The organism is Corallococcus llansteffanensis, assembly GCF_003612055.1.
Lineage (GTDB): Bacteria > Myxococcota > Myxococcia > Myxococcales > Myxococcaceae > Corallococcus > Corallococcus llansteffanensis.
Map to the genome: position 1 here is coordinate 1 of NZ_RAWB01000083.1, position 23,131 is coordinate 23,131.

The window sequence follows — 23,131 nt, forward strand, 5'->3', positions numbered from 1 at the left end:
TGTCCCAACTGGACGGGGCGCGCTCCAGGACGGTGTTCAGGTCGCCGTAGAGGTCCGCTCCCATCTGGTAGCGCTGCGACACGTCCTCGCGCAGCAGCCGTTCGCAGATGTCGCTGAGGGCCCGGGGCACGCGCGGGTTGATGGCCCGCGCCGAGCGCCCCCGCGTGGTGTGGATGCTGCCCAGCATCGCTTCGGCCGGCAGGTTCGCGGCGTAGGGGAAGTCGCCCGTGAGGACCTCGAAGAGGACCAGCCCCAGCGCATAGAGGTCGTCGGTGGGTTGGTACACGTACCGGGCCATTCCCTTGGGGTGGCGCAGCCAGTAGCGCAGCAATTCCGGGCTGCGGTAGCTGGGCGTGCCCGGGGGAGGCCGGCCGTCGGTGATGTGCGCGGCGCAGGCGTGGTCGCTGGAGCCGAAGTCCACCAGCACCGGCCGCTCGTCCGACGCGCGCACGATGATGTTGCTGCCCTTGATGTCGCGGTGGCGCACGCCCGCGCGGTGGATGAAGTCCAGCGTCAGCGCCAGCTCCGCGAACAGGCGCGCCACCTGCCGGGGCGTGGGGCGGGATTGCAGGGCCCAGTCCGACAGCGTGGGCCCCTCCACGTAGTCCATGACGAGGAAGAGGTAGCCCGTGCGCGGGTGCGGCCAGCGGTGGTAGCCGCGCAGCGCCACCACGTTGGGATGGGCCATGCGGTGCAGGACGCTCACCTCCTTGAGCGTGCGCGCGTCCACCTGCGAGCCGTCCTCGGAGTCCTGGGGCCCCTGGAGCGCGAACTTCAGCGCCACCGGGCAGCCCCCGGTCTCCGCGAGGAAGACGGTGCCGTAGCCGCCCGTGGCCAGGCGCTTGAGCAGGCGGTAGCTGCCCACCACTTCCTGGGGCTGGAGGAGCAGCGGGTGGCCCTCGATTCCCAGGCTCATGGCGAGGGCCTCCGGGCGCCCGGGGAGCGGGACGCGGACGGAGGACGTGGAGGGTTCGATGCGAGAGGAGGGACGTGGCTGGGCGGACGCATGGGGGGAAAGGTCGATAGGACCTGGGAGGTCCATAGCACGGCGGATGCCCCTTGGGGTAGTGTGGGCGCCATGTCAGGTAGGACGCCGGACACCTGACTTCACGGGGAACACGGTCCGGCCAGGGGTGGTGAGCGGCAATGAACGAGGAGCTGGCCATCACGGTGGGCATGGCGGCGCGCGCGGCCCGCGAGCGGCAGGGACTGACCCAGGGGGACGTCGCCAGCCAGGTGGGGATCGCCATGGAGGTCTACAGTCGGATGGAGCGGGGGCGGGTGTTGCCCAGCTCCACGACGCTGCGGCGGCTGAGCATGGTGTTGCGCATCCGGGCGGACACGCTGCTGGGATTGGACGGGCCGGTGTTGCCGGACGAGGCGCGCACGGTGGCGCTGGCGGACCGGGAGGAGGACCCGCCGTCGCTGCGCCGGCTGGTGCGGGTCCTGCGGCCGCTGGATGAAACGGACCTCAAGGCGGTGGGGCTGGTCATCCAGGGGGCGCTGGCGCTGCGCGACCGCTGAGGTCCAGCCCGGTGGGTGGGTAGGCCCGAAAACTTGCGTGCCGGGGGAGAGGTGCAAGGTTTTGGCCGTGCCCGCCCCCGTCAACGAGAAGCTGAACACGGTGTTTGGAGCCGCCGCGAGGGATGCGCGGATGCGGTTGGGGCTCACGCAGGCGGACGTGGCGGAGCGCGTGGGCATCGCGATGGAGGTCTACAGCCGCATGGAGCGGGGGCGGATGCTGCCCCGCGCGCAGAACCTGCGGCGGCTGTGCGACGTGTTGTCGGTGTCCGCGGACGTGCTGCTGGGCGTGGGGCCGGGCCCGTCGCCGGTGCCGCCGCGAGCGCCGCCGGGTCAGCAGGAGGAGTCGGCGGAGCTGCGCAGGCTGCTGCGCACGCTGCGGGAGCTGGAGCCCGCGCGGCTCACGGCCGTGGCGCGCGTGGTGAAGGCCGTGGTGTCGGTGCTGCCCGACGCGCCGTCCCCCGCGCCGGTGTCCCGGAAGAAGGCGCCTGTGACAGCGAAGAAGCGCCGGAGCGCGGGCTAGAGCGCGCGGGGTTTCAGCTCACGGGCTGCGGTTAGAGTTCACCGAGGATGCGACCGTTGCGATCAATCGCGTAGTCCGCTCCCGCGTCGAGGATGGGGATGTCCAGGTGGATGCCGCATCGCTCGATCTTGGGAAGGAAGCTGACGAAGTAGAGGTCGTCGCTGGCCTTCAAGAGGGTCGCATCGTACGTGTCACGCCGGGTCAGGCACTTCGTCAGCGCCTCGTTGCCGGTGTCCGCCTTGCTGTGGGGCGGGATGAACTCGTTGAGCGCGACGATGAAGGCCGCCAGCTCGGGACCCCTGAGATGGATCCCTTCCGCATACGAGTCGGGGAAGTCGATCCGCTCTGCCTCCTCCGGCGTACCTCGTGGTGCCCGCTCGTATTTGTAGTACCCGAACAGGGAGCATCCCGGCAGCAGGCCCAGGATGACGACGGCGGACAGGAGGGGTCTCGTCATGGACATGCGCCAAGGTTCCCCTGTTTGGAAACGTTTTCGCACGTGGGCCGTCCAGCCATTCCAGTGCTGCCAATGCCCCCCAGGGTGCGGTTCCACCCTCCACTTCCCGCCTGCCCGCCTGGTTCACGGGCCCGGAGACAGGCCATCGTGAGCGCCCCCCTCCTCAATGCCAGACGGGTGGGGTAGCACGGGGTCCCCTTCATGCTTTCTCCTCCCATGCCCGCGGATGAGCACCGGCGCCTGCAGGCGCTGCGCGCGCTGTGCCTGCTGGACACGCCCCCGCACGAGCGCTTCGACCGCATCGTGCGCGCCGCGGCCCACCTGTTCCGCGTGCCCATCGCGCTGGTCACCCTGGTGGACGAGGACCGGCAGTGGTTCAAGGCCCGCCTGGGCCTGGCCGCCCCCCAGACGCCGCGCGACGTGTCGTTCTGCGGCCACGCCATCCTCTCCCCCACGAGCCTCATCGTGCCGGATGCCCTGCACGACCCGCGCTTCCACGACAACCCGCTCGTGCTCGGCGCCCCCTTCATCCGCTTCTACGCCGGCCACCCCCTCCAGGCCTCGGACGGCAGCCGCGTGGGCACGCTGTGCCTCATCGACACCCAGCCGCGCGACTTCTCCGACGCGGACCGCGCCGCGCTCGCGGACCTGGCCGGCTGGGTGGAGGTGGAGCTCCATGCCCTCGACGAGCGCGAGGCCCGCGCGGCCCTGGCGCAGCAGGAGCGCTTCTTCGAAGTGTCCAGGGACATGCTCTGCATCGCCGCCATGGACGGCACCTTCCTGCGCCTGTCCAAGGCCTGGAGCCGCACCCTCGGCTTCTCCGAGGCGGAGCTCTACGCCACCTCCCTCGTGGACCTGGCCCTGGAGGAGGACCGCGACGCCACCGCCCGGCACCTGGCCCGCGCCCTCGAAGGCGCCTCCGTCCTCCAGTTCGAACACCGCGCCCGCTGCCAGGACGGCTCCTGGCGCTGGCTGCAGTGGAACGCCGCCCCGGACCCCGACGTGGGCCTGCTCTTCGCCGTCGCCCGCGACGTCACCCAGGCCCGCCTCCTGTCGGATGAACGCCAGCGCGTGGAGCGGATGAAGAACGAGTTCATCTCCACCGTGAGCCACGAGCTGCGCACCCCGCTCACCTCCATCCGCGGCTCGCTTGGCCTGCTGTGCGGCGGCATCGCCGGCCCCCTGGCGCCGCCCGTGGAGCAGATGGTCAGCATCGCCCACCGCAACAGCGAGCGGCTGCTGCGCCTCATCAACGACATCCTCGACCTGGAGAAGATGGAGTCGGGCGGGCTGGACCTCCACCTGACCTCCACCGACGTCGCCCCCCTGCTCGAGCAGGCGCTCCAGGCCCACCAGGGCTACGCGGCCGAATACGGCGTGCACCTGGAGGTGGTGGTGGACGCCCCCCACGCCCGCGCCCGCGTGGACGAGGACCGGTTCGGCCAGGTGCTCGCCAACCTCCTGTCCAACGCCATCAAGTTCTCCCCCCAGGGCGAGCGCGTCCTCCTCTCCCTCACCCGCGAGGCCGGCGCCCTGCGCGTGGAGGTGACGGACCACGGCCCCGGCATCCCGGAGGCGTTCCAGGCCCGCGTCTTCCAGAAGTTCGCCCAGGCGGACGCCTCCGACACCCGCAGGCGCCCCGGCACCGGCCTGGGCCTGAGCATCGCCCACGGGCTGGTGGCCCGGATGGGCGGCACCCTGCGCTTCACCACCCGGGCTGGCGAGGGCACCCGCTTCTCCTTCGACCTGCCTGAATGCGACCCGACCCCGGTGGGGTAGGGATCCAATCCCCCACCACGCACGTAACGCGATCCAATCCCCACCCCGAGGCGCAATCCCTGCCATGGCGACCATCCAGAAGGTCCTGCTTGTCGATGACGAGGACGACATCCGCACCATCGGCCAGCTGAGCCTCAGCCGTGTGGGCGGATGGAAGACGGTGCTCGCGGCCTCCGGCGCGGAGGCCCTGGAGAAGGCGGGCGCGGAGGCCCCTGACGTCATCCTCCTGGACGTGATGATGCCCGGCATGGACGGGCCCACCACCTTCGGCCAGCTGCGCGCCCGGCCCGCCACCGCGAACACGCCCATCATCTTCATGACCGCGAAGATCCAGAAGCAGGAGGTGGCGCGCTACCTGGAGCTGGGCGCGGTGGGCGTCATCGGCAAGCCGTTCGACCCCATGACGCTGCCGCAGGAAATCCGCCGGCTGGTGCCTTGATGGAGCCCCGGCTGTCCAAGCGCTCCGTCGCGCTGGCCGCGGGGGCCCTGCTGCTGCTGTGCACCCTCTTCATCCTCGGGCGCCCGGGCTCCACCGCCGAACACGACCGCTACCGCACCTGGCTGCGCCAGCTTCGCGTGGCCACCGCGCAGCTGGAGGTGGACGTGCTGCGTCAGCGCGCGGGCATGCGCGAGACCCACGGCTCGCAGGGCCACGACTTCGACGCGCTGGCCGCCCGCGCCCGAGCGCTGCGGGTGATGCCCGGCTTCCTGTCGGACGAGGGCCTGCGCTCGCTCACCGCGTCCCTGGACGCCTACCTGCGCGCGCTGGAGGAGGCGCGCACCCTGCTGGCCACCGCCCGCGAGCACGACGCCCGCATCGCCGCGCTGCGCCAGACCTTCCCCCAGAGCGTCTTCGCCGCCTCCGCCGCGCTGCCCCCGGGCGCGCTGCGCGAACAGGTGGAGGCGCTGGGCGTGGACGTGCTCACCGGGTCCCGGCCCTCCGCGGGGGACTTCGGCGCGCGGGTGGACGGCGCGCTGGAGCGCCTCGCCCGGGCGCGGGAGGGCCAGGCGCTGTCCGCCTCCGCCAGCGCCGCGCTGGATGACCTGGCGGCGCGGGCGCGGGAGCTGGCGGCGCGCTCACGCTCCGCGGACGCGTCCTTCCAGGCGCTCCTGGACCACAGCGCCAGCAGCGAGGCCGAGCGCCTCATCACCACGTACCTCCAGCTCCAGGAGCAGTCCCAGGCCCGCGCGGAGCGCACGCGCATCGTCCTCTTCGGCGTGTCGCTGCTGCTGGTGGGCTACGTGTTCGTCGTGCTGGTGCGGCTGGCGCGGGCGTCCGCGGCGCTGGGCGAGCTCAACCGGGGCCTGGAGGCGCGCGTGGCGGAGCGCACCCAGGCGCTGTCCGCCGCGAGCGCGGAGGCGCGGGCCAGCGACGCGCGCAAGGCCGCCATCCTGGAGGCGTCCCCGGACGGCATCGTGGTGCTGGACGAGGTCGGCCGCGTGATGGAGTTCAACCCGTCCGCGGAGGCCCACTTCCGCCTGCGGTCCGCCCGGGCCGTGGGCGCGGACTTCCTGACGCTCGCGCTGCCCGCGTCCCTGCCGGCGGCCCAGCGGGACGGCGTCCGCGCCGCGCTCCAGCGGGACGACGGCCCGGCCGCGCGCGTGGAGTCCCCGTGCCTGCGCGCCGACGGCGGCGTGTTCCCCGCGGAGCTCACCTTCGCGCGCGTGCACGCGGACGGCCCTCCGCGCGTCACCGTCTTCGTGCGCGACCTCACCGAGCGCAAGGCCGTGGAGCGGATGAAGAACGAGTTCATCTCCACCGTGAGCCACGAGCTGCGCACCCCGCTCACCTCCATCCGCGGCTCGCTGGGCCTGCTGGAGGGCGGCATCGTGGGGGAGCTGCCCGCGCAGGCGCTGGACATGGTGCGCATCGCGCGCACCAACACGGAGCGGCTCATCCGCCTCATCAATGAGATCCTCGACCTGGAGAAGATGGAGTCGGGGATGCTGGAGCTGAAGCTCCAGCCGCAGACGGCCCAGGACCTGGTGGAGGCCACGCTCTCGGGCGTGCAGGGCATGGCGGAGACCGCGCACGTCACGCTGCGCTCGGACGTGGACGGCGCGCCGCAGGTGAAGGGCGACCGCGACCGGCTCATCCAGGTGCTCACGAACCTGGTGTCCAACGCGGTGAAGTTCTCCCCCCCGGGCGCCAGCGTGGTGGTGGCGGCGGCCGTGGCGGCGGACGGGCGCGTGCGCTTCAGCGTCACGGACCAGGGCCCCGGCATCCCCGAGGAGAAGCTGGGCCGCCTCTTCGGCCGCTTCCAGCAGCTGGACGCGTCCGACACCCGCTCCAAGGGCGGCACCGGCCTGGGGCTGGCCATCTCGCAGGCCATCGTGGAGCAGCACGGCGGCCGCATCGACGTGCTGAGCCGCCCCGGCGAGGGCTCCACCTTCCACTTCAGCCTGGAGTCCCTGCGCGCCCCGGCCCCCGCGCCCGGCGCCGCCGCGCCCCTGCCCCGGGACGAGTCGCGCCACAACGTGCTGCTCGTCACCGCGGATCAGGACCTGTCCGCGCTGCTCCGCGGCCTGCTGTCGCACGAGGGCTACCGCGTGGTGCGCGCCGCCACGCTCGCGGAGGCCGTGCAGGCGGTGGACCACGCGCTGCCGGACGCGCTGGTGGTGGACACGCAGATGCCGGAGGGCCACGTGCTGGACTGGCTGCGCCGGCTGCGCGAGCTGCCGCGCACGCGCGAACTGCCCGTGCTGGCGCTGTCCGGCCGCTCGACGGAGGGCGCGGCGGGCGTGGGCACGCCCCTGCTGGTGGACTGGCTGCCCCGGCCGGTGGATGAAACCCGGTTGCTGAAAACATTGCGTTACGCCATGCGCCAGCCGGGCCAGGCGCGGGTGCTGGTGGTGGACGACGACGCCACCACGCGCCGGGTGCTGTGCGCGCAGTTCGAACGGCTGGGCGCGCTGTGCATCGAAGCGGCGGACGGGGAGAGCGCGGTGGCGCTCGCGCGCGACACGCCTCCGGACCTCATCGTGCTGGACGTGGGGCTGCCCCGGCTGGACGGCTTCGAGGTGGTGGACATCCTGCGCCAGGGCAAGGGCCGCGCGACGCCGCTCATCGTCTTCACCGGGCGGGAGCTGTCGCGCACGGACCAGCGCCAGCTCACCCTGGGCATCACCCGACACCTGACGAAGGCCCGCTCCTCGGAGGAGGAGCTGGTGGCCTCCGTGCGGGAGTTGCTCAACGGATTGCTGGCCCGCCGTGACGCCACGGCGCTCGACCCCCGAAAGGCGATGCCATGAGCAGCGCGCCCCAAAACAAGACCCTCCTCTTCCTGGAGGATGACCGCGACCTCCAGACGCTCGTCTGCGCCTTCCTGCGCGAAAAGGGCTACGAGATCGCCCCCGCGCGCTCCGCCGCGGAAGCCCGCGCGGTGCTCCAGGCCCGGCGGGTGGACGCCGCCATCGTGGACGGCCTCTTGCCGGGCATGACGGGCGCGGACTTCATCCGCGAATTGCGCCAGACGCAGCCCGGGCTGCCGGTGCTCTTCGCCTCCGCCTTCTGGAAGGACCTGAAGAGCCACGAACTGCTCACGCGCCAGCTGGGCGTGGCGCGCGTGGTGCACAAGCCCTACCGCCCGGAGGAGCTGGCGGTGTGGCTGGAGCAGCTCTTCGCCGCATTGGCGCCCCCGCCCCCGCCCGCGGAGGCGCTGGAGCCGGAGGAGGTGGAGCCGGAGGACAGCTTCGCGGCGAGCCTGGCCCTGCTGAGCGCGGAGTACGGCGCGAAGCTGCCGGAGCGGCTCGCCGCGCTGGAGGCGCACCTGGGCCGCGGGCGCCAGGGGGATGCCGCGGCGCTGACGGAGGCCTACGGCGTCGTGCACAAGCTGCACGGCACCGCGGGCAGCTACGGCTTCCGGGACGTGAGCATCACGGCGGGCCGGCTGGAGGACGTGATGCGGCCCGTGAAGGAGGGCGGGCCGCTGGACTGGGCGGCGGTGGACGCGGGGTTCAGGGCCCTCCGGGACGTGGAGGCGCTGCCGGGAGCGTCGAAGCCGGAGGCTCCGTCCGAGGACGCCCCGGCGACGCGGGGCACGCTGCTGGTGGTGGACGAGGACGCCGGGCTGCTCGCGGACGCGAAGCGCATGGGCGAGGAGGAGGGGCTGCGCGTGGTGACGGCGAGCACGGCCCTGGAGGCGTGCGCGGTGGCCCAGCGGCAGTGGGTGGACGGCGCGCTGCTCCACATGGGGGCGGAGGGCGTCACCGCCGCGGGCGCGCTGCGGGCGCTGGAGGGACACGAGTCGCTGCCCCTGGCCTTCACCAGCGCGGGCGGCGGCCTGCAGGAGCGCGTGGTGGCGGCGCACGCGGGCGCGTCGCTGTTCCTGCCCCGGCCCTTCACGCACCAGGACCTCGCCATGGCGGCGGATCGGCTGCTGACGGCGCGGCGGCAGGAGCGCGCCCGGGTGCTGGTGGTGGACGACGACCCGGACGCGGTGCGCGCCCTCACCCAGGCGCTGATGAGCGACGCGGTGGAGGTGGTGGGGCTGGAGAGCGCGTACGGGCTGCTGGACGCGCTCGCCCAGCACCGCCCGGACCTGATGCTGCTGGACGTGCGGATGCCCGGGCCCAGCGGCTTCGACCTGTGCCGCATCCTGCGCCTGTCGCCGGAGTGGCAGGAGCTGCCCATCCTGCTCATCTCCTCGCAGGTGGGGCTGGAGTTCCGGCTGGCGGCGTTCCAGTCCGGCGCGGATGACTACCTGGCCAAGCCCGTGCTGCGCGAGGAGCTGCGCGCGCGCGTGCATGCGCGGCTGGAGCGGGCGCGGCTGTCCCGCGAGCGGACGGAGCGCGACGCGCTCACGGGCCTGATGCTGCGCCGGCCCTTCGTGGAGGCCGTCACCGCCCGGCTGTCGGAGGCGCGCCGCTCGGACCGGCCGCTCGCGCTGTGCTTCCTGGACGTGGACCACTTCAAGAAGGTCAACGACGAGCACGGCCACCTCGCGGGCGACCGCGTGCTGATGCGGCTGGGGCGCCTGCTGGGTGCGCGCTTCCGCCGGGAGGACCTGCGCGCCCGCTGGGGCGGCGAGGAGTTCGTCGTCGCGCTGCTGGGCGAGACGCTGGAGAGCGCGCGCGAAATCCTCTCCCGCACCGCGCAGGAGCTGGGGGAGATGGAGTTCGAGGGCGACCAGGGCGAGCCCTTCCGCGTCACCTTCAGCGCGGGGCTCGCGGTGGCGCCGCAGGACGGCGTCACCCCGGAGGAACTGCTGCGCGTCGCGGACGCCCGGATGTACCGGGCGAAGTCCAACGGCCGCAACCGCATCGAGGTGGGGTAACGGGGCGCTCGCGGGCGCCCCCGCACCTCACGGCGCCGGGTCCTCGAACACGAGCAGGCCACGCGCCAGGTCCACGACGTACACGTACCCGTCCCCCGGCACGCGGATGCCGATGGCCCCCTGGTAGAGGCTGTCGGTGCTGCGCGGGTGGAACTCCTGGAAGGTGTCGAAGGCGGCGAGCTCCCGGGGGTGCTCGGGGTCCGCCACGTCGAGGACGCGCACGCCCTCGTGGTACCAGGCCACGTAGAGCTTCGTGCCCTTGAGCACCATGTTGTGGATGGACGTGTGCGTCCGCTTCTGGACCTGGGCGAGGAGGCGGATGTTCGCCGGCGCGGTGACGTCCAGCACGCGCAGGTGCGCGCCAAAGCGCTCGCCTCCCTCGAAGGCGATGGTGCGCCCGCCAATCGTCCCCACCGCGCTCGCGTGGCTGTACTGGCCGGCGAAGGCATACATGCCCAACATGGGCGTGGAGTCGGGACGGGTCACGTCCTGCACGACGAAGCCCGTCTGCGTGTGGTTGGTATAGAGCCGGTCCTGGTAGGCGAACGCGTCGTGCGGGTAGCTGGTCTCGTCCTCGCGCGGCACGATGATGCGGCTCAAGAGCTGGGGCTCCAGCGGCGAGCCCACGTCGAACAGGAGGGTCTCCCGGTTGGGGGACGGGGACATGGCGTACAGCCGGTCGCCGTCCACGAACACGGTGTGCACGTTGATGGGGCCGCCGGGCAGCGCGCGCACGTACCGCGGATCCGCGGGATTTGAGATGTCGTAGACGATGACGCCGGAGTTCGCGCTCGCGACGTAGAGCGCGTCGCCCTTGGCCCAGACGCCGTTCCAGTAGCTGTCATTGGGCAGGGTCAGGTCCGCGACGGGGACAGGGCGGAGCTTGTCCGCCACGTCGTAGACGGTCAGGCCGCCGGCCTCCGTGCCCCGGTTGATGGACACCACGTAGGCATGGCCCTTCGTGACGTAGACGTCCACGGGTTCCCGCCGGGGGACGGCGGACTCGGAGACGAGGCGCATGACGGAGGCGCCGGGCTCCTCCTGGGCCCGGGTCATCCGCCGTGCGTCGAAGGTGCCGGAGTAGTCGGGCACGCCGTCGGTGCAGCGCACGAAGCAGCCGGTGATGCGGCCCGGCTCCGGTACGCGGCAGCCCGCGAGCGCGTACCGCTGCACGCGCTGGGCGGACGTCGTGTACTCGCCGGTGATGAAGAACCCGGCGCGGTCCACCTGCTGGCGCACGAGGGGCAGGCCCAGGAAGGTGCCGGGCAGCTCCTGGGTGCCCACGCGGAAGCCGGCGCCGAAGGTGCTCTCGGCGTGGTAGCGCAGGATGGCCCGGTAGGTGCCCCGGGGCTCCACCGTCCCCAGCGCGGCGAGGTCGCAGCCGGACAGGTCGAAGCTGGCCGGGTCCTGGCAGTTCGCGCGGGGCTGCCGGAAGTCCGCGTCCCTGCACGACACGTCCGGTTCGACATCCACGTAGTCGGTGAGCTCCACCACCGGGCCCGCGTCCGGGGGGGCCGCGTCCGGCACCTCGGGGTCGTCCTTGTTGCAGCCGGACAACGACAGCGACAGGGCGCAGGCGAACAGCCCTGTACCCAGGATGCGTGTGAGCGACGTCATGGGGATGGTGGCTCCAGTGCAGGGGCTTCGCGGTCCACGGCCGACGCGAGCCCTCGTCCAACGCGCGGCAGTCTACGGCGTGCCGGGCGCGGGCCGCAAAGCGTCGTCCCGGAAGATGAGCAGCCCGCGCGCCGTGTCCACGACGTACACGTATCCGTCTCCCGGCACGCGGATGCCGATGGCACCCTCGAACGCCCCGCTGTCCCGGCCGGGTTGGGTTTCGAGGAAGGTGTTGAAGTACGCCACCTCGCGCGGCTTCGGCGGCACGGACACGTCCAGCACGCGCACGCCCTCGTGGTAGTGCGCGATGTAGAGCCTCGTGCCCTGGAGGATCATGTTGTGGATGGAGAACTCGGGGCGCAGGCCGTATTCGCCAATGAGCCGCATGTTCGCGGGGTCGGTGACGTCCAGCACGCGCAGGTGCGCGTTGACGCCCTCGCCGCCCTCGAAGGCGATGGTGCGGCCCGCGAAGGTGCCCACCGCGCTCGCATGGGAGTACTGGCCGTCGAAGACATACGCGCCCAGCTCCGTCACCTGCTCCGGGTTGCTCACGTCGAAGGCCACGAAGCCGGAGCTCGTGCTGTTGACGTAGAGGCGGTCGCCATACGCGAAGGCGTCGTGCGGCCCTCCCATCTCCCCGGACGCCGTCACCCGGTTGAGCAGCACGGGTGAGAGCGGCGAGGACACATCGAACAGGAGCGTCTGGCTCGCGGGCTCGGGCGCCATCGCATAGAGCCGGTCGCCCTGCACGTGGACGGTGTGCACGGCCAGGGCCTCGCCGGGCACGGCGCGCACGTACTGCGGGTCGGAGGGGGTGGAGATGTCGTAGACGATGACGCCGGATTTGGTGCTCGCGATGTAGAGCGCGTCGCCCTTCGCCCAGACGCCGTTCCAGTAGGCATCGCCCGGAAGCTGGATGCGCTTCGTGAGGACGGGGTGCGCCTTGTCGGCCACGTCGAAGACCGCCAGCCCGCCCGGTTGGGACTTGTCCCCGATGGCCACCACGTAGGCATGGCCCTTCGCCACGTAGACATCCGCCGGGAAGCCCAGGGGGACCGCGGCCTCGGATTGGAGGACGAGGCCGCCCGAGGACTCGGACTCACCGCGTCCCCAGGAGGAACGCAGCGCGGTGAAGGTCCCCTTGCTGCGCACCTTGCCGTCGGCGCATTGGACGAAGCAGCCGTTGACGCGGCGGGGCTCGGGCCGGGTGCAACCCACGAACGTGAAGTCCCGGGCGGGGAGGTAGGGAGGAAGCGCGGCGAAGGTGCTGCTGAAGGCGAACGAGCCCGGCCCCACGGACTGCCGCGTCAGGGGCCTGCCGTTGAGCGTGCCCGGCCCCCCGTCGAACGGCAGCGTCAGGCCATAGCCGGCGGAGACGTACCCCGAGGTGGAGCGGGTGAGCAGGTAGTGGATGCCCACGGATTCCAGCGCGTCGAAGGCGCCCGCCGGACACGACGCGCGGTCGAACAGGGCCAGGTCCGTGCAGTCCGTGACTGGGGTGCCCGTCGGCAGCACGAAGGCGCAGTCCGAATAGGGCTCCGGGGTCATCCAGTCGGTCAGCTCGGGGATCGTCGCGGCGCCGCCATCCCAGGGGTCGGCCTCGGGGCCCGCGTCGGAGCCCGCGTCCTGGGAAGACGGGTCGCCCGCGTCCCTGGCCCCCGCATCCACGTCGGAGGTGCCGGAGTCCAACGTCGTGCCGGAGTCCTCGGAGGGGCCGGCGTCCACGAAGGTGCCGGAGTCCAAGGTCGTACCGGCATCCGAGGTGGAGTCGGTGGAGCAGCCGGTCAGGGCCAGGGGGAGGGTGAGCAGCAGGAACCAGCGGGACGGGGCAGACATGAGGCCTTCCTCTTCACGGCGCCAAGGAAGCGGGCACGCGGCCGTATACGCGACGACAGAGGCGGCTAGGCTGCGCCGCCCATGCCCATAACGCGTCTGGAGATTGCCGGATATCGCTCCGTGCGCCAGCTCCACCTGGAGCTGGGCCCGGTGAACGTGGTGGTGGGGCCCAACGGCAGCGGCAAGACGAACCTGTACCGGGCGCTGTACCTCCTCGCGGCGTCGGCGGAGGGCCGGCTGGCGCGCACGCTGGCGGAGGAGGGCGGCACCCCGAGCGTGATGTGGGCAGGCCCCCGCGACCGCAAGAAGCCGGTGCGGCTGAAGGTGGCGGTGGACCTGGACGACCTCTCCTACGAGCTGCAATGCGGCCCGGTCCCAGGTGGAGGCGCGTCGGCCTTCCAGTTGGATCCGGAGGTGAAGGAGGAGCACCTCTGGGCGCATGCCGGAGGCCGGCGCCTGGTGTTGATGGAGCGCAAGGACCGCACGGCGTTCCTGCGCGACGCGGACGGCACGCGGGAGACGTTCCCCACGGAGCTGTGGAGCGCGGAGTCGGTGATGGATCAGCTCGCGGACCCGCACCGCTTCCCCCGACTCATGGAGGTCCAGCGGACGCTGACGGCGTGGCGCTTCTACCACCACTTCCGCACGGACCCGGACGCGCCCCTGAGGCATCCCCAGGTGGGCGTGCGCACGCCGGTGCTCGCGCACGATGGGAGGGATTTAGCGGCGGCGCTCCAGACGATCCTGGAGGTGGGGAACGATGCCGCGCTGGAGCAGGGGCTCGACGACGCCTTCCCGGGCACGCGCCTGGAGGTGCGCGCGGAGGAGGGACGCTTCAGCCTGCTCCTGCACATGCCCGGCCTGTCCAGGCCCATGGCGGCGACGGAGCTGTCGGACGGGACGTTGCGCTACCTGTGCCTGCTGGCGGCGCTGCTCAGCCCTCGTCCGCCTCCGTTCCTCGCGCTGAACGAGCCGGAGACGAGCCTGCACCCGGAGCTGCTCAAGCCCCTGGGCCGGCTCATCGTGAACGCGGCGAAGGACAGCCAGGTCTGGGTGACGACGCACGCGGAGGAGCTCGCGGGCACCATCTCCCAGCACTCCAACGCCGAGCCCGTGCACCTCGTGAAGCGCGAGGGCGCGACGACGGTGGGCAAGGGCGGGGCGCGGGACGAGGACGAGGATCCGTCATGACCCCCGGCCTCTACCTGACGCACAAGCCCGTGGGCCTCACGAGCTTCTCCGTGGTGCGCGCCTTCCAGGAGGAGGCCCAGGCCACGCGTCCCGGCCGGCGCACGGCCCTGGTACACGGCGGCACGCTGGACCCCTTCGCGGAAGGGCTGCTGCTGATGCTGGTGGGCCCGGCCACGCACCTGTTCGACCTGCTGCACGCCGTGCCCAAGACGTATGTGGCCCGCGTGGAGTGGGGCACGGAGATGGACACCGGCGACCTGCACGGCCGCCCCGTGCACCAGGGGGACACGGGCGCGCTGACCCCGGCCCTGCTGGACGCGGCGCTGGAGCCCTTCCTCGGATGGAGGGAGCAGGTGCCCCCGGCCACCAGCGCGAAGAAGATCGACGGTGAGCCCGCCTACCGCAAGGCGCACCGGGGCGAGGCCGTGGACCTGCCCCCCTCGCGCGTCTACCTGCACGCCGCGCGCTGGCGCTCCCACGACCTGCCGCGCGCCAGCGTCCTGGAGCTCACCTGTCGCGGCGGCTACTACGTGCGCGCGCTGGCCCGCGACCTGGGCCGGGCGCTCGGCTGCGGCGCGCACCTCTCCACGCTCCACCGCACGGCCATCGGCCCATGGAAGGACCCGGGCCCCGGCCAGCGCGTGGAGCTGCACGGCCACGCCGTGCTCCCCTGGGCGCGCGTCCGCGAGCTCACCGACCAGGACGTCGGAGCCCTGCGCCGCGACCAGTCCATCCCCGTGGCGCCCCTCCAGCCGCCCGGCTGGAGCCCCCCTCCGGGCTTCCCGGATCCCCAGGCCCCGGTGAGAGGCTTCCACCAGGGAAGGTTGACCTTCCTGCTGACCGAGCGCGACGGCGCGCTGTGGCCCGAGACAGAGCTGCGCGGCGGCGTCTAGAAGTCCGTCCATGGCCCCTCCCGCGCCCGACCTCCAGACCCAAGAGCTGACCCCGGAGCTGTGGCCCGCGCTGGAGCAGCTCTTCGGCCGCAACGGCGCATGCGGGGGCTGCTGGTGCATGTTCTGGCGCATCCCCGAAGGCGAGCGCTACGAGGACGTGCAGGGCCCCGAAGCGAAGCGCCGCTTCAAGGCCCTGGTCGAAAGCGGCGAAGCGAAGGGCGTGCTCGCCTTCGTGGACGGAGTGCCCGTGGGCTGGGCCACCTTCGGCCCCCGCCGTGCCTTCCCGCGCCTGGACCGCGCCCCCAGCTTCAAGTGCGATGACGCGGACGCCGTCGCCTCCGTGCCCTGCTTCTTCATCCACCGGGACTGGCGAGGGCAGGGCGTGGCCACGGTGCTGCTCGCCGCCGTGGAAGCCGCGCTGCGTCGTGACGGCCACCGCACCCTGGAGGCCTATCCGGTGAAACCGCCGGCGGGGGGCGGACGTATCTCCAATGGAAGCGCGTACACGGGCACGCTGTCCTTCTTCCTCAAGCGCGGCTACGCCCTCGCCGCTGAACGCCCCGCCGGCAAGCAGCGCGTGCGCAAGGCCCTCAAGCCCGCCTCGCGGAAGCATCCCCGGCCCTGATGACCGCCGTCACCACCAGGGGGTGGGGGGGCTGGTGACTGTCATCACCGGTGGTGACTGTTGTCACCACCCTGAAGCTCCTGTCATCGCCGCGTAACCTCTTGGAATCACGGTGGAACGACACGTGGGAGCGGGTGGCACGACACGCGCAATAGGTCCCGGCATGACTGCTTCCGCAAAGGAAGCCGCTCCTCCCGGAGATCGAAAATGACCATCGCCAAGACCGCTTCCGCCGTCATCACGAACAAGGCCGCCCTCACCAAGTCCCAGGAGAAGCACCTCATCGGCCACTCCAAGCTGCACGGCAAGGAGGCCGCGCAGCTGGGTCAGGTGAAGGCGCAGCTGGCGGACATGAAGGCGCAGCTGGCGACGCTGAAGGCCGCGGTGAAGAACGGTGACAACTTCTCCGCCGGCAGCCGCGGCTGCTGGACCCCGACCCCCCAGTGGACCCCCAAGGACCTGGGCGCCATGGTGGAGCTGAACAAGCTGAGCCAGACGTCGGGCCCCATCAGCGCCGAGCAGATGGCGAACACCATCGACCGCGCCACCGCGGACCTGGATGGCCAGGCCGCCTCCAGCGAGTACCGCACCGTCGCGGACTGGGCCATGAACAACCGCGAGCGCCTCACGCCGGAGGCCAAGCAGGTCGTCGACATCTACTCCAAGTACGCGGCCATGTCCCAGGCGCGCGGCGAGTCCGGCATCCCCCAGGACGACTTCAAGAAGATGCTCGGGGAGATGCGCGACGTGGGTGACGCCAGCGCGAAGAAGGCGCTCGCCAACCTCGACCGCAAGGGCGGCACGGTGTCCGGCGAGGACATGGCCCGCGCCATCAAGACGGGCACTGCGGACCACGACGGCCAGGCCGCCGGCGCGGAGGCCAAGGAGTTCGAGAAGTGGGCCTCCAAGAACGAGAGCCGCCTGAGCCCCGAGGCGAAGGAGGTCCTGGACGTCTACCGCAAGCACACGAAGGCGGCGCAGGCCCAGGGCCGCACCGGCCTGACGGACACGGAGTCCGCCGCCATGAACCGCGAGATGCGCAAGGTGGGCGCCGGTGACGTGAGCGCCCGCAAGGCCACGGAGAAGCTCGACAAGGAGCAGGGCCCCATCTCCGGTGAGGACCTGACCAAGGCAATCCGCGAGGGCATCTCCGACACGGACGGGCACTCCACCACCTCCGAGCTGAAGGAGTTCGAGAAGTGGGCCGCGAAGAACGAGAGCCGCCTGACGCCCGAGGCGAAGAACGTCCTGAAGACCTACCAGGCCGCCGCGAAGAAGGCCGGCCCGGAGGGCATGACGACGAAGGAGACGGACGCCATGTTCAAGGCCATGGACCGCTTCCAGACCTTCCACGACAGCTCCATGCGCAACGCGCTCCAGGGCCTGGACAACAAGAGCGGGAAGATCAACGGCAAGGACCTGACGGCCGCCATCGAGAAGGGCGCCGCGGACCTGGACGGCCAGGCGGCGGGCCTGGAGTTCACCGACACGATGAAGTGGGCGCGCCAGAACTACGACCGCCTCACGCCGGACGCGAAGAAGGTCGTCGAGACCTACGAGAAGTACGCCACCCGCGCGCAGGCCCAGGGCTCCACGGGCATCGACCAGAACGACTTCAACAAGATGATCAAGGAGATGAAGTTCGTCAGCAGCCCGCCCCCGGTCCGCCCGGTGTTCTACGCGGCCTGATGCGCGGCACCGCGGCACCGCTGAACGGGGGGAGTTGAACGGGGGGACATCGCTACATGCATCCACGGAGTTCCCGCCGGACGTAGCCCGGCGGTGAACCCAGAGGTGCCCCGGACCTTCGGGGGAGGGTCCGGGGCCCTTTCATTTTCTACGGCTGCGTCGTCTTCGACTTCGCGACGGTGGCCTTGGCTTCCTTCACCACGTTCTCCACGGTGAAGCCGAACTTCTGCTGCAGCGCCTTGATGGGCGCCGAAGCGCCGAAGCTGCGCATGCCAACGACGCTGCCGGTGTGGCCCACCCAGCGCTCCCAGCCGAACGCCGCGCCCTTCTCCACCGCGACGCGCGCCTTGATGGACGCGGGCAGCACGCGCTCCTGGTACTCGGCGGGCTGCTGCTCGAACAGCTCCCACGACGGCATGCTCACCACGCGCGCCTTCACGCCCTCGGCCTGGAGCTTCTCCGCGGCCTCCACCACCAGCGACACCTCCGTGCCGGTGCCGATGAGGATGACGTCCGGCTTGCCGCCCTCCGCCTCCTTCAGGATGTACGCGCCCTGGGACAGCCCCGCCGCCGGCGCGAACTTCGTGCGGTCCAGCGTGGGCACCGGCTGCCGCGACAGCACGAGCACCACCGGGTGGTGCTGCTGCTTCGCGATGTAGCGCCAGGCCTCCGTCACCTCGTTGGCGTCACCGGGGCGCAGCACGATGTTGCCGGGGATGGCGCGCAGCGACGCCAGCTGCTCCACCGGCTGGTGCGTGGGGCCGTCTTCGCCCAGGCCAATGGAGTCGTGCGTGAAGATGTGGATGGACGGGATCTCCATCAGCGACGACAGCCGCATCGCCGGGCGCTCGTAGTCACTGAAGATGAGGAACGTGGCGCCGTACGCGCGCACCTTGCTCAGGTTGAGGCCGTTGACGATGGAGCCCATCGCGTGTTCGCGCACGCCGAAGTGGATGTTGCGGCCCGCGTGCTCGCCCGGCTTCATGGACGTGGAGGCGGACAGGTACGTCTTCGTGGACGGGTTCAGGTCCGCGGAGCCGCCCACCAGCCACGGGTAGTTCTTCGCGAGCGCGTTGAGCACCTTGCCGCCCGACTCGCGCGTGGCCATGCCCTTCGCGTCCGCGGGGAACACCGGCAGCTCCTTGTCCCAGCCGTCCGGCAGCTCGCGCTTGAGCAGCCGCTCCAGCTCGTGCGCCAGCTCCGGGTGCTGCTTGCGGTAATCGGCGAAGGACTTCTCCCACGCCTCGCGCAGCTGCTTGCCGCGCGCGCCCATGCGCTCCTGGAAGCGCTCGCGCACGCCGTCGGGGACGAGGAACTGCGCGTCTTCCGGCCAGCCGTAGTTGCGCTTGGCGCCCTTGAGCTCCTCGGCGCCCAGGGGCTCGCCGTGGGCGCTGGCGGAGCCCTGCTTCTTGGGCGCGCCGTAGCCGATGAACGAGTTGACGACGATGAGGGTGGGCTTGCCGCGCGCTTCCTTGAAGGTGCGGAAGGCCTTGCCCAGCGCGTCCAGGTCGTTGGCGTCCGTGACCTGGAGCACGCGCCAGCCGTAGGCCTCGAAGCGGCGGCCCACATCCTCGGTGAAGGCCAGGTCGGTGCTGCCGTCGATGGAGATGTGGTTGCTGTCGTAGATCCAGCACAGGTTGGGCAACTGGAGGTGGCCGGCGAGCGACGCGGCCTCGGACGCGACGCCCTCCATCATGTCGCCGTCGCCGCAGATGGCGTAGACGTCATGGGTGAACAGCTCGAAGCCGGGCTTGTTGAAGTGCCCCGCGAGCCAGCGGCTGGCGAGCGCCATGCCCACGCTGTTGGCGACGCCCTGGCCCAGCGGACCCGTGGTGGTCTCCACGCCGGTCGTCCACCGGTACTCCGGGTGGCCGGGCGTGGCGGAGTCCAGCTGGCGGAACTTCTGGATGTCCTCCAGCGACACGGCGGGCGCGTCCGTCACGTCGTACTCGCGGTCCACGCGCTTGACGCCCGCCAGGTGCAGCAGGCTGTAGAGCAGCATGGACGCGTGGCCGTTGGAGAGGATGAAGCGGTCGCGGTCCGGCCAGATGGGGTGGGACGGGTCGTACCGCAGCTCCTGCTGCCACAGCTGGTAGGCCACGGGAGCCAGCGCCATGGGGGCGCCCGGGTGGCCCGAGTGGGCCTTCTCCACCGCGTCGATGGACAGCGTGCGGATGGTGTTGATTGCCTGGGTATCGATCTTCTCGGTCGTCATGCAGTCTCCCGCGCCGGGGTACGTCGCGGGCGCACCATGCCGCAACCGGGCGCGGTGCGCCGCACGAAACAAGCCCACCGCCAGGTGGGCTGGCCGGCAGGGGACACTGGACTTTCCGGGAATGCCGCCAGGACTACCGCCGCCCTACCGCCGCGCCGCCGCCCCGCGCGGAGTCTTCCCGCGCGTCAGGTGGCTCACCGCCTCACCCAGGCCCTCCACGGTGAGGGCGAACATCGGGAACACGTTGGCGATCATCGCGATGGTGCCCGAGCGCCACGACGCGCGGGGCTCCGGGTTGAGCCACACGTTGCGCTCGAAGTGCTGCGCCAGTTGCATCAGCCACGTCATCCCCTCCAGTCCCTCCTGGCGGTACTGGCCATTGGCATCCGTGCGGATGCCCAGCTCATACGGGGCCATGGACGCATCGCCCACCATCACCAGCTTGTGGTGCCGGCCCACCTGCGCGGTGAGCTCCGGCACGGTGAGCCCGCCGGTGAGCTGGGGCGTGGCGTAGAGCTTCCCGTAGACGCAGTTGTGGAAGTAGTAGGTCCGCAGCTCCTTGAAGTGGGACGCCTGGCTGGCGACGCTGAACAGCCGGCTCACCAGGTGCGCGTACGGGTCCATGGACCCGCCCACGTCCATGCACAGCACCACGCGGGTGTTGGGCCGGCGCGGGGGCCGCGTCACCACCTCCAGCTCGCCCGCGTTCTTCGCGGTGGCGGAGATGCTCTCCTCCACGTCCAGCTCCTCCAGCGCGCCCTCGCGCACGAAGGCCCGCAGCTTGCGCAGCGCCACGGCCATCTGCCGCGTGTCCAGCACCACGTCGTCGCGGTAGCCCGCGTACTTGCGAGCGCCGGCCTGCCACAGCGCCTGGCCCTGCCGTCCGCCCATGCCGCCAATGCGCACGCCCTGCCGCGCCATGCCGTTGTTGCCAAAGGCAGACGCGCCGCCCGTGCCCACCCAGCGCGAGCCGCCGTCGTGGCGCTCGGTCTGCTCCTTCAGCCGCTGCTCCAATTGCTTGCGCAGCTCCTCCGGGTCCCACTGCTCCAGCAGGGCCAGCTCCTCCGGGCTCAGGTCGCGCCGCTCCCTCGCCTCCTCCAGCCAGGACAGCAGCTCCTCGGTGAGCTTGAGCGCGTCGGACGCGACGCCCTGGAAGTGCGCGAGGAACGCCTGGTCAAACGCATCCAGCTGCGTCTCCGAGTGCACCAGGAGCGCGCGCGCCACGTGGTAGAAGCCATCCAGGCTGCTGTCGTGCAGCCCGGCCTTCAGCGCCCCGGCGAGGGCGAGCGCCTCCTGGGCGCCCACCTTCACCCCGCGCCTTCGCAGCTCGTAGAAGAACGGCAGGAACATGGCCCGGGTCCTTTCCTGCTACGCGCGAGACTTGCGACCGCGTCCGAGCGCCTCGGCCACCGCCACCAGGTCCTGCTCCTTCTTGAGCAGCGCGCCCAGGAACGGCAGCTGCTCCTCCAGCTTCAACTCCATCACGCCGTTGGCCTTGAGCACGGAGATCCAGTCGATGAGCTCGCTCGTGGAGGGGCGCTTGCGCAGCCGGGTCATCGCCCGGAGCTCGTAGAAGACCTTGAGCGCCTGCTCGGACAGCGCCGCGTCCAGCCCCGGGTGGTGCACGTCCACGATGCGCTGCATGAGCTCGCGCTCCGGGAAGTCGATGAAGTGGAACACGCACCGGCGCAGGAACGCGTCCGGCAGCTCCTTCTCGTTGTTGCTCGTGATGAGCACCACGGGGCGGTTCTTCGCCACGACCTCGTCGTTCGTCTCGGAGATGCGGAAGCGCATCCGGTCCAGCTCGTGGAGCAGGTCGTTGGGGAACTCCAGGTCGGCCTTGTCCACCTCGTCGATGAGCAGCACCACGCGCTCCGGGGAGGCGAAGGCCTCGCCCAGCGGCCCCAGGCGGATGTATCGCCGGATGTCGCGCACGTCCCCGTCGCCGAAGCGCGAGTCATACAGGCGCTGCACGGTGTCGTAGACATACAGGCCATCCTGGGCCCGCGTGGTGCTCTTCACGTGCCAGGTGAGCAGCTTCAATCCCAGTCCCTGGGCAATCGCCTCCGCGAGGAGTGTCTTGCCAGTGCCGGGCTCGCCCTTGACCAACAGGGGGCGCTGGAGCGTGAGGGCGCAGTTGACGGCGGCCTGCAGGCCCTCGCTCGTGAGGTAGGAGTCGGTGCCGCGGAAGCGGACGGGGGTGGGAACCGGGGTCATGTCGGGTTCCTTTAACATCCTGAGCAATGTTTCCATCCCACCATGGACGGTTGGGTGTATATCCTGCCCCACATGGCCCCACTTTCCCTTGAGACCGAACTCCGCGACATGGTCCGGCGCGAGTTACAACTGCAACTCGCTCCCATTCAGAAGGCCGCGGCCCGTATGGCCAAGGGACTGGATGCCCTGGATGTCCTGCGCCAGGTGACGCAGCGTCTGGCGCCGCTGTCCAGCCGCCTCGGCGCCGTGGCCGGCGTGCGCACGCCCACGCTGGCGCCGGAGCCGGTGGCCCGCCGCCGCCCGGGTCGTCCGCCGTCCGCGAAGACCGCCGCGCCCGTGAAGGCCGCCGCGCTCGCCAAGGCGCCCGCCGCGAAGCTCGCGCCCGTGAAGGCGCCCGCTGGCAAGGCCGCCGCGCCCGCCGCCAAGGCGCCCGCCACCCGCGGCCCCGGCCGTCCGCCCGCGCGCGCTCCTGCCGCTGAAGACAACCAGGCCTGCGCGGTCATCGGGTGCAAGCGTCAGAGCCGCTCCAAGGGCTACTGCTCGGCGCACTACCAGAAGCTGCGCCTGCTCATCCGCACCGGCCGCCGTCCGGACGCGTGGGTGGATGGTGCCCGGTCGCAGTCGGTGCAGGACGTGAAGCTGCCCCGCGGTCGCGCCGGCAGCCAGGCCCTGAAGGAAGCGGCGAAGCCGGCCGCCCCCGTCGCGGCGCCCCCCAAGCCCAAGGCCTGGGTGCGCAAGAAGGGCGCGGGCGGCGGCATGGTGTCGCTGAACTGACGGCGGACGTCGTCCCCCGGACGCCCCGCGTGGTGGGTCGCCCCGAGCGGCCCGCCATGCGTCCGACATGGGGTGCTTCCTTCGATTGACAGGGAGCCCCCGGCGGTGTGATTCCGGGCCGCATGAGCGAGCAATATCCAGTCACCGTCGCGGTCCGTCGCCCCGACGGTCAGGTGGAGCAGGTCCGGGTGGGCACGGCGTACAGGAACGGCGAAGGCTTCACGCTGCAACTGGGCGAGCTGTCCATGAGCGCCACGCCCATGGCGGCGGCCCCGGCGGCCCGTCGCGCTGCCCCTGCCGCGGGTGCGCCGGCCGGTGGCGGCGACGGCATGACCCTCCCCAACTACGGCCGCAGCAAGGGCGCGCCCGTCTACGGCGCCAGCCTCCAGGACCTGGAGTTCTACGCCAACGGCGCGCGGCGCTCGCTGGCGGACCCCAGCAAGTCGCGCTGGCACGACAAGGAGCGCCAGCTCCTGGCCTCCATCGAGGCGGAGATCGCCCGTCAGCGCGGTGAGGGC

The 23,131-nt window shown here is 71.6% G+C and carries 19 protein-coding genes; 12 read left to right on the top strand and 7 right to left on the bottom strand.

Annotation, left to right across the window (positions count from 1 at the left end):
* A partial coding sequence (locus D7V93_RS10475; protein ID WP_147451120.1) for a serine/threonine-protein kinase occupies window positions 1–916 on the bottom strand: 916 nt, incomplete at its 3' end.
* Window positions 917–1,146: 230 nt separating this feature from the next.
* Between D7V93_RS10475 and D7V93_RS10480 the strand changes: the two genes are divergently transcribed.
* The gene (locus tag D7V93_RS10480; RefSeq protein ID WP_120643260.1) at window positions 1,147–1,524 is read left to right on the top strand and encodes a helix-turn-helix domain-containing protein; all 378 of its coding nucleotides are present in this window, start codon (window positions 1,147–1,149) and stop codon (window positions 1,522–1,524) included.
* Between the two features lie 67 nt (window positions 1,525–1,591).
* Window positions 1,592–2,044 carry a helix-turn-helix domain-containing protein gene (locus D7V93_RS10485; protein ID WP_244237223.1) on the top strand — a complete coding sequence of 151 codons (453 nt, stop codon included), beginning with the start codon at window positions 1,592–1,594 and terminating at the stop codon, window positions 2,042–2,044.
* Between the two features lie 31 nt (window positions 2,045–2,075).
* Here the strand turns inward: D7V93_RS10485 and D7V93_RS10490 are convergent, their stop codons facing one another.
* On the bottom strand, window positions 2,076–2,501 hold the full coding sequence (locus tag D7V93_RS10490; RefSeq protein ID WP_120643275.1) for a hypothetical protein: 426 nt from the start codon (window positions 2,499–2,501) through the stop codon (window positions 2,076–2,078).
* Window positions 2,502–2,702: 201 nt separating this feature from the next.
* Between D7V93_RS10490 and D7V93_RS47325 the strand changes: the two genes are divergently transcribed.
* The 4 genes from D7V93_RS47325 to D7V93_RS10510 all read left to right on the top strand — a co-directional run bounded on the left by D7V93_RS47325 (window position 2,703) and on the right by D7V93_RS10510 (window position 9,556).
* Complete coding sequence (locus tag D7V93_RS47325; RefSeq protein ID WP_120643262.1) at window positions 2,703–4,280, top strand: GAF domain-containing sensor histidine kinase; 1,578 nt, start codon at window positions 2,703–2,705, stop codon at window positions 4,278–4,280.
* A gap of 64 nt (window positions 4,281–4,344) precedes the next feature.
* Window positions 4,345–4,719, top strand: a complete 375-nt coding sequence (locus tag D7V93_RS10500) for a response regulator (RefSeq protein ID WP_120643263.1) — start codon at window positions 4,345–4,347, stop codon at window positions 4,717–4,719.
* On the top strand, window positions 4,719–7,532 hold the full coding sequence (locus tag D7V93_RS10505) for an ATP-binding protein (RefSeq protein ID WP_120643264.1): 2,814 nt from the start codon (window positions 4,719–4,721) through the stop codon (window positions 7,530–7,532). Before D7V93_RS10500 ends, D7V93_RS10505 begins: the two co-directional genes overlap by 1 nt.
* Window positions 7,529–9,556 carry a response regulator gene (locus tag D7V93_RS10510; RefSeq protein ID WP_120643265.1) on the top strand — a complete coding sequence of 676 codons (2,028 nt, stop codon included), beginning with the start codon at window positions 7,529–7,531 and terminating at the stop codon, window positions 9,554–9,556. The genes D7V93_RS10505 and D7V93_RS10510 overlap by 4 nt, the downstream gene beginning before the upstream one ends.
* Before the next feature lie 27 nt (window positions 9,557–9,583).
* On the opposite strand, the gene D7V93_RS10515 is transcribed toward D7V93_RS10510, so the two are convergent.
* A complete protein-coding gene (locus tag D7V93_RS10515; RefSeq protein WP_120643266.1) occupies window positions 9,584–11,173 on the bottom strand; it encodes an LVIVD repeat-containing protein in 1,590 nt (529 codons plus the stop codon).
* Window positions 11,174–11,245: 72 nt separating this feature from the next.
* On the bottom strand, window positions 11,246–13,009 hold the full coding sequence (locus D7V93_RS10520) for an LVIVD repeat-containing protein (protein WP_120643267.1): 1,764 nt from the start codon (window positions 13,007–13,009) through the stop codon (window positions 11,246–11,248).
* 81 nt (window positions 13,010–13,090) lie between these two features.
* Between D7V93_RS10520 and D7V93_RS10525 the strand changes: the two genes are divergently transcribed.
* The 4 genes from D7V93_RS10525 to D7V93_RS10540 all read left to right on the top strand — a co-directional run bounded on the left by D7V93_RS10525 (window position 13,091) and on the right by D7V93_RS10540 (window position 17,407).
* Window positions 13,091–14,200, top strand: coding sequence for an AAA family ATPase (locus tag D7V93_RS10525; RefSeq protein WP_120643268.1), 1,110 nt, complete (start codon window positions 13,091–13,093; stop codon window positions 14,198–14,200).
* Window positions 14,197–15,093, top strand: a complete 897-nt coding sequence (truB, locus tag D7V93_RS10530; protein ID WP_120643269.1) for a tRNA pseudouridine(55) synthase TruB — start codon at window positions 14,197–14,199, stop codon at window positions 15,091–15,093. The genes D7V93_RS10525 and truB overlap by 4 nt, the downstream gene beginning before the upstream one ends.
* 10 nt (window positions 15,094–15,103) lie before the next feature.
* The gene (locus D7V93_RS10535) at window positions 15,104–15,718 is read left to right on the top strand and encodes a GNAT family N-acetyltransferase (RefSeq protein ID WP_120643270.1); all 615 of its coding nucleotides are present in this window, start codon (window positions 15,104–15,106) and stop codon (window positions 15,716–15,718) included.
* A gap of 207 nt (window positions 15,719–15,925) precedes the next feature.
* On the top strand, window positions 15,926–17,407 hold the full coding sequence (locus D7V93_RS10540; RefSeq protein ID WP_208722973.1) for a hypothetical protein: 1,482 nt from the start codon (window positions 15,926–15,928) through the stop codon (window positions 17,405–17,407).
* A 148-nt stretch (window positions 17,408–17,555) separates the two neighbouring features.
* Here D7V93_RS10540 and tkt read toward each other — a convergent pair whose 3' ends face one another.
* From tkt to D7V93_RS10555, 3 genes are all read right to left on the bottom strand, one after another.
* Window positions 17,556–19,622: a transketolase gene (tkt, locus tag D7V93_RS10545; RefSeq protein ID WP_120643271.1), complete on the bottom strand. Its 2,067-nt coding sequence runs from the start codon at window positions 19,620–19,622 to the stop codon at window positions 17,556–17,558.
* 144 nt (window positions 19,623–19,766) lie between these two features.
* Entirely contained in the window at window positions 19,767–20,972 is a 1,206-nt protein-coding gene (locus tag D7V93_RS10550) for a vWA domain-containing protein (protein WP_120643272.1), read from the bottom strand.
* An 18-nt stretch (window positions 20,973–20,990) separates the two neighbouring features.
* The gene (locus D7V93_RS10555) at window positions 20,991–21,839 is read right to left on the bottom strand and encodes an AAA family ATPase (protein ID WP_120643273.1); all 849 of its coding nucleotides are present in this window, start codon (window positions 21,837–21,839) and stop codon (window positions 20,991–20,993) included.
* A 165-nt stretch (window positions 21,840–22,004) separates the two neighbouring features.
* On the opposite strand from D7V93_RS10555, the gene D7V93_RS10560 reads away from it, so the two are divergent.
* On the top strand, window positions 22,005–22,613 hold the full coding sequence (locus tag D7V93_RS10560) for a vegetative protein (RefSeq protein ID WP_341870924.1): 609 nt from the start codon (window positions 22,005–22,007) through the stop codon (window positions 22,611–22,613).
* A 122-nt stretch (window positions 22,614–22,735) separates the two neighbouring features.
* Window positions 22,736–23,131 (top strand): hypothetical protein (locus D7V93_RS10565; protein ID WP_120643276.1); only part of this gene is annotated, 396 nt, incomplete at its 3' end.

Bases quoted from the DNA above. Each gene is read 5' to 3' on its own strand.
- D7V93_RS10480 (WP_120643260.1), top strand. From the start codon at position 1,147: ATGAACGAGGAGCTGGCCATCACGGTGGGCATGGCGGCGCGCGCGGCC.
- D7V93_RS10490 (WP_120643275.1), bottom strand. From the start codon at position 2,501: ATGACGAGACCCCTCCTGTCCGCCGTCGTCATCCTGGGCCTGCTGCCG.
- D7V93_RS47325 (WP_120643262.1), top strand. From the start codon at position 2,703: ATGCTTTCTCCTCCCATGCCCGCGGATGAGCACCGGCGCCTGCAGGCG.
- D7V93_RS10500 (WP_120643263.1), top strand. From the start codon at position 4,345: ATGGCGACCATCCAGAAGGTCCTGCTTGTCGATGACGAGGACGACATC.
- D7V93_RS10505 (WP_120643264.1), top strand. From the start codon at position 4,719: ATGGAGCCCCGGCTGTCCAAGCGCTCCGTCGCGCTGGCCGCGGGGGCC.
- D7V93_RS10510 (WP_120643265.1), top strand. From the start codon at position 7,529: ATGAGCAGCGCGCCCCAAAACAAGACCCTCCTCTTCCTGGAGGATGAC.
- D7V93_RS10515 (WP_120643266.1), bottom strand. From the start codon at position 11,173: ATGACGTCGCTCACACGCATCCTGGGTACAGGGCTGTTCGCCTGCGCC.
- D7V93_RS10520 (WP_120643267.1), bottom strand. From the start codon at position 13,009: ATGTCTGCCCCGTCCCGCTGGTTCCTGCTGCTCACCCTCCCCCTGGCC.
- D7V93_RS10525 (WP_120643268.1), top strand. From the start codon at position 13,091: ATGCCCATAACGCGTCTGGAGATTGCCGGATATCGCTCCGTGCGCCAG.
- truB (WP_120643269.1), top strand. From the start codon at position 14,197: ATGACCCCCGGCCTCTACCTGACGCACAAGCCCGTGGGCCTCACGAGC.
- D7V93_RS10535 (WP_120643270.1), top strand. From the start codon at position 15,104: ATGGCCCCTCCCGCGCCCGACCTCCAGACCCAAGAGCTGACCCCGGAG.
- D7V93_RS10540 (WP_208722973.1), top strand. From the start codon at position 15,926: ATGACCATCGCCAAGACCGCTTCCGCCGTCATCACGAACAAGGCCGCC.
- tkt (WP_120643271.1), bottom strand. From the start codon at position 19,622: ATGACGACCGAGAAGATCGATACCCAGGCAATCAACACCATCCGCACG.
- D7V93_RS10550 (WP_120643272.1), bottom strand. From the start codon at position 20,972: ATGTTCCTGCCGTTCTTCTACGAGCTGCGAAGGCGCGGGGTGAAGGTG.
- D7V93_RS10555 (WP_120643273.1), bottom strand. From the start codon at position 21,839: ATGACCCCGGTTCCCACCCCCGTCCGCTTCCGCGGCACCGACTCCTAC.
- D7V93_RS10560 (WP_341870924.1), top strand. From the start codon at position 22,005: ATGGCCAAGGGACTGGATGCCCTGGATGTCCTGCGCCAGGTGACGCAG.